This is a genomic window from Phenylobacterium sp. (assembly GCF_031412415.1).
Taxonomy (GTDB): domain Bacteria; phylum Pseudomonadota; class Alphaproteobacteria; order Caulobacterales; family Caulobacteraceae; genus Phenylobacterium.
Window position 1 is genome coordinate 1 of sequence record NZ_JANOCX010000397.1, and the last position, 2,240, is coordinate 2,240.

The 2,240-nt window shown below is 70.0% G+C and carries 3 protein-coding genes; 2 read left to right on the forward strand and 1 reads right to left on the reverse strand.

All coding sequences use genetic code 11. The annotated features are described in order from the left end of the window. Window positions 1–136 precede the first annotated feature (136 nt). On the reverse strand, window positions 137–592 hold the full coding sequence (locus RMO04_RS18750; protein ID WP_309646287.1) for a GNAT family N-acetyltransferase: 456 nt from the start codon (window positions 590–592) through the stop codon (window positions 137–139). Window positions 593–632: 40 nt separating this feature from the next. Between RMO04_RS18750 and RMO04_RS18755 the strand changes: the two genes are divergently transcribed. Then, entirely contained in the window at window positions 633–1,802 is a 1,170-nt protein-coding gene (locus RMO04_RS18755; RefSeq protein WP_309646288.1) for an aminotransferase, read from the forward strand. 90 nt (window positions 1,803–1,892) lie between these two features. Beyond that, window positions 1,893–2,240, forward strand: a 348-nt coding sequence (locus RMO04_RS18760) for a hypothetical protein (protein WP_309646289.1), incomplete at its 3' end; no start/stop codon positions are given.

Sequence of the window (2,240 nt, forward strand, 5' to 3'; positions counted from 1 at the left end):
TTCGGGTTCGATCACCGAGGACTTCCGCGCGGAGATGGCGGGCATCAACCCCATCGGCTTCCTGGGCAAGCCCGTGACCCGCCGCACCCTCGGCGACGCCCTGCGCGGCGTGACCCAGCACTAGAGGACGGGGCGCCTACCCCAGCGCCAACTCCATGAACACGTCGGCCCGCGCGTAGGGCGTGTCCGTCGGCGGTAGGTCCTTGAACCCCATCGATCGATAGAGGCTGAGCGCCGGCGCAAGGCCGGAATTGGTCTCGAGGTAGAGCCGCGGCGCGCCCAGTGCGCGGCCCTTGTCTATGCAGGCCTGCATCAGGATCCGCCCCAGCCCCGTGCCGCGCGCGGCCTCGGTCACCGTCATCTTGGCGACCTCGAACCCGCCGTCGGCCATGGCGATCAGTCCAACACAACCCACAGCCTCGCCGTCGAGCTCGGCCATGAAGATGTGGCCGCCCTTGGCGGTGATCTTGCCCGCCGGGTCGTCGAGGACCTCGCGGTCCTTGGCCTCGATGACGAAATGCTTGCCGATCCACGCCTCGTTCAGCGTGCGCCAGGCATCGGCATGGCGAGGTTCGAAGTCGACGATCCGCATGTCTGGGATATTGGCCGACAGGTTGTGCTAGGCAAGGTGAATGGCGAATCCCGTCTTCGCGAACCTGCCCACCACCATCTTCGAGGAGATGTCCGGGCTCGCGCGCCAGCACGGCGCGGTGAATCTGGGCCAGGGCTTCCCCGACGATCCCGGCCCCGAGGCGATCCGCGCCAAGGCCGCCGAGGCGGTGATGAACGGCTACAACCAGTATCCGCCCATGGCCGGCCTTCCCGAGCTGCGCGAGGCCGTCGCCCGCCACTACGCCCGCACCCAGGGCCTGGACTTCGACTGGGCCGGGGAGGTCACCGTCACCTCCGGCGCCACCGAGGCCCTGGCGGCGACCTTCCTGTCGCTGATCGAGCCTGGCGACGAGGTGGTGACGTTCCAACCGCTCTATGACGCCTATCTGCCGCTGATCCGCCGGGCCGGCGGGGTCCCCAAGCTGGTGACGTTGAGCCCGCCGCACTGGCGATTCGACCGCGCCATGCTGGAGGCCGCCTTCACCGAGAACACCCGGTTCGTGGTGCTGAACAATCCGATCAATCCCGCCGGTCTGGTGCTGCCGGAGGAGGACCTGGCGCTGCTGGCGGAGTTCTGCGTGGCCCATGACGTGATCGCCATCTGCGACGAGGTCTGGGAGCAGGTGGTGTTCGCCCCGGCGGTTCACCGCCCGCTGATCGCCTTCCCGGGCATGCGCGAGCGCTGCGTGAAGATCGGCTCGGCCGGCAAGATGTTCGGCCTGACCGGCTGGAAGGTGGGCTTCCTGTGCGCCGCGACCGCCCTTACCCACAGCCTGGCCCGCGCCCACCAGTTCCTGACCTTCACCACCCCGCCCAACCTGCAGGCGGCCGTCGCCTGGGGCCTGGACAACAGCGCCGACTGGTTCGCGCGAATGCCGCTCGACCTGGCGCGGTCCCGCGACCGGCTGGCGGAGGGTCTGGCGCGCGAGGGCTTCATCACCCTGCCGACCCAAGGCACCTACTTCCTCAATGTCGACCTGCCCGCCTCCGGCGTCACCGAGGCCGACCGCGCCTTCTGCCTGCGAGCGGTCACGCAGGCGGGCGTGGCGGCCATTCCAGTGTCGGCGCTGTACGAGGTCGAGCCGGTGACCAGCATCATGCGCCTGTGCCTGGCCAAGGCCGACGCGACCCTGGACGCGGGGATCGAACGGCTGGCGCGAGCCCGGGACCTATCGAGGGCTCAAGGTTAAAATCTATCTCGCAGGTTGTCTTGGTTTCACCCGCTCGTCGGCTCGGCATATCCTGAGGGCTGGATCTGTACGGGTGTCGAGGGACGACCGATGAATTTGCGTCAAAAGCATGCGGTGCTGGCCGCCGTGACCGCCGCGACCGTGTTCGCCGGCGGCGTGGCCCAGGCGCAGACCCACGAGCGCTACGCCTCCGGACCGGCGGCGCAGTACGACAGCGTCCGCTATGGCTCTGCCGACCCCTGCCGGCGCACGGCGGGCAACCGCGCCCTGGGCTGGGGCCTGTTCGGCCTGGTCGCGGGCGGCTTCGCCGGCGGCGCGGTGGCCGCGGCGGGCGTCGTGGCCGAAGGCGCGGCGCTGGGCGCCCTGGCCGGCACGGTGATCGGCGCCAAGGCCGGCGCCGCCTCGGCGGCCTGCGAGCGCGCCGCCTACTGGAACCAT

What these genes read in the sequence shown, in the direction of transcription:
- RMO04_RS18750 (WP_309646287.1), bottom strand. Translation starts at nt 592, where the DNA reads ATGCGGATCGTCGACTTCGAACCTCGCCATGCCGATGCCTGGCGCACG.
- RMO04_RS18755 (WP_309646288.1), top strand. Translation starts at nt 633, where the DNA reads ATGGCGAATCCCGTCTTCGCGAACCTGCCCACCACCATCTTCGAGGAG.